This window comes from Alcanivorax sp. HI0044, assembly GCF_001634945.1.
In genome coordinates this window covers 1-2,571 of the sequence record NZ_LWEZ01000736.1, presented here as the reverse complement: position 1 = coordinate 2,571, position 2,571 = coordinate 1, and the positions used below count along the sequence as shown (strand labels likewise).

The following is a 2,571-nucleotide window of genomic DNA, read 5'->3' as shown; positions in this document are numbered from 1 at the left end:
GCTGGAGGTGTAGCCGGCGGTGAAGCCGGTGCCGCGCTGGGGGCCAAGCTCGACGAGACCTATCTCGACAACCTGGAATGCCTGGACTGCGGTCACAGCTTCCGCCTCGACTCTGAGTAATCCCCCTCTTTCCTTTACTAAATACTCTGAAGCCCGCCTTGTGCGCGCTTCTTTATGCCCCTTTGGAGGCCTGAATGGATATTCCCACTTTCGTAAAGAACGAGCAGGGCCTGTACCACGTACAGGGCTGCGTGAAGCCCGAGGAAATTGTCAGCACCGCCGCTTCCATCTTGCTCGATGAGCTCACCGACCGGGAAGCGCTGACCGCGCCCACCGATGTTGCCCAGTTCCTGCAGCTGGCTCTGGCACAGGAGAAGAACGAGGTCTTCTCCGCCATCTTCCTCAACAACAAGCACAAGGTGCTCAGTTTTGAGACCTTGTTCAACGGCACCATTGATAGCTCTGCTGTTTACCCCCGCGTGGTGGTGCAGCGTGCTCTGGACTGCAATGCCGCTGCCGTCATCTTTGCCCATAACCACCCCTCCGGATGCAGTGAGCCCTCCACTGCCGACCGGCAAATCACCAAACGCCTCAAGGACGCCCTCGCACTGATTGATGTGCGGGTGCTGGACCACTTTGTGGTGTCCCGTTCCGGCTACGTCAGTCTCGCCGAGCGCGGCTGGCTCTAACCCTGCCCTTTGGGCATTTCTTAGTTATTAGGAGATTCACCATGGCACATCTTGTCGAAAGCATGGCCTATGTAGGCCGCACCCCCTGGCATGGGCTGGGCAACCAGCTGGCCAGCCAACAACCGCTGGAAGTCTGGATGCGGGAAGCCTGCATGGATTGGGAGATCCGTGAGACCCCGGTTCGCTTTATCAGTAGCGAGGCCGGTACGCTCGGGCAGATCTCGTCCTTCCCGGATCAGAAAGTGCTGTTCCGTTCTGATAATCAGGAGCCCCTGTCGGTAGTGAGTAACCGCTTCAAGGTGGTTCAGCCCCGTGAGGTGCTGGAGTTCTACCGGGATCTCACCGAGCAATCCGGCTTCGAGCTGGAGACCGCTGGCGTATTGAAAGGTGGCCGCAAGCTGTGGGCACTGGCGCGAACAGGCCAGTCCGGGACGTTGGCCGGGAATGACCAAACCAACGGTTATGTGCTGCTGGCTACCGCCTGTGACGGCACCCTGGCNACNACNGCGCAGTTCACCAGTATCCGGGTCGTCTGCAATAACACCCTTGCGGTGGCACTGAATGGCAATACCCATGCGGTGAAGGTACGCCACAACACCACCTTTGATCCGCAGTCGGTGAAGAAGCAGCTAGGCATCTCTGTCTCTGCCTGGGATGACTTCATGTATCGCCTGAAGGCCCTCAGCGAGCGCCGCATTACCCGCAAGACCGCCAAGAAGGTCATGCAGACCATCTTCACCGACACCGGCTATCAGCCACCGGGCATGCCGGTGAAGGCCAACGAACAGGCCATGAAGAAAGCCATGGCTCTGTATGAGGGTGCCGGTCGCGGGTCGGATCTGACGTCCGCCAAGAACACAGCCTACGGCCTGCTCAATGCGGTCACCGAGTTCGTGGACCATGAGCGACGAGCCCGCAGCACCGACAACCGGCTGGACTCGGCCTGGTTCGGCAAGGGTGCCCAGATCAAGCAACGTGCTCTGGAGCAAACTTCCCTGCTGGTCGCCTGATACCGGTCGGATCTTTTCTTCCCCTCTCTATTCCCGCATTAAAAAAACCTGGAGAACACCATGGATCTGAAATGGCTCTACCGCCTGTTGGCGGTATGGGACTGCCGCCCTATGCCTGCTGAATTGGCAGCGGTGTGGGGCGCGTTCCTGCATGAAGGCTTGATGTGCCACCCCGGCGATCCGGGGCGCAGTCGCCGCATCCTGGAGACCTGGGACAGTGGCTGCATCGAGCTGATCATCGCCTCCTGTGAATACCTGGACCCACTGTGGCAAACCGTCTCCCACATCTGGTTCGAACCCCGTGGACGCCCCGGCATCTTCGAGTACGAAGTGGTCAGCGAGCTGGGCGAATGGCTGGGTGAGCAACTGCTTACTACCGGCCACCTCCCCAGCGACAAGCAAGCCGAACGCTATATCGAAGCGCTGGTGAATGACTTCTTCGAGATAGGTGATGAGCCACCCTCGTCGTCAGGCCGCGCCGCATGATGCCATTTAGGCATCACTCACTCTCCATCCCCTTCCCTTACTTCTAGCCCCGGCCATTGTGCCGGGGCTTTTCTTTGTCAGGAGAACACTCATGGCACAACCGAAAAGCACAACTCCTACCCAGCGCCCGGCACTGCGCCTTGTCTCTACCAAGCAGATGAGCCGGGAGGACTGGCTGAAGATCCGCAAGCAGGGCATTGGCGCCAGTGATGCGGCTGCCGCCGTCGGCATCAGCCCGTACCAGTCACCGCTGGAGCTGTGGATGATCAAGACCGGGCGCGATGGTCTGTTCCCCGCGCCTGATCCCGATGACATCCAATCGCCGCTCTCCTGGGGCACCCTGCTGGAGCCCCAGGTGGCCGAGGCTTACGCCAAGATCACCGGCA

General features: G+C 59.9%; 4 protein-coding genes. All 4 read left to right on the top strand.

The annotated features are described in order from the left end of the window. Window positions 1–194 precede the first annotated feature (194 nt). Window positions 195–689 (top strand): DNA repair protein RadC, encoded by a 495-nt coding sequence (gene radC, locus A3730_RS08840; protein WP_063520510.1) that lies wholly within the window; start codon window positions 195–197, stop codon window positions 687–689. A gap of 41 nt (window positions 690–730) precedes the next feature. After that, a complete protein-coding gene (locus A3730_RS08835) occupies window positions 731–1,699 on the top strand; it encodes a DUF932 domain-containing protein (RefSeq protein WP_063537941.1) in 969 nt (322 codons plus the stop codon). A 60-nt stretch (window positions 1,700–1,759) separates the two neighbouring features. Then, entirely contained in the window at window positions 1,760–2,185 is a 426-nt protein-coding gene (locus tag A3730_RS08830; protein WP_063519345.1) for a hypothetical protein, read from the top strand. 91 nt (window positions 2,186–2,276) lie between these two features. Beyond that, the coding region (locus tag A3730_RS08825; protein ID WP_197477384.1) for a YqaJ viral recombinase family protein at window positions 2,277–2,571 on the top strand (295 nt) is incomplete at its 3' end.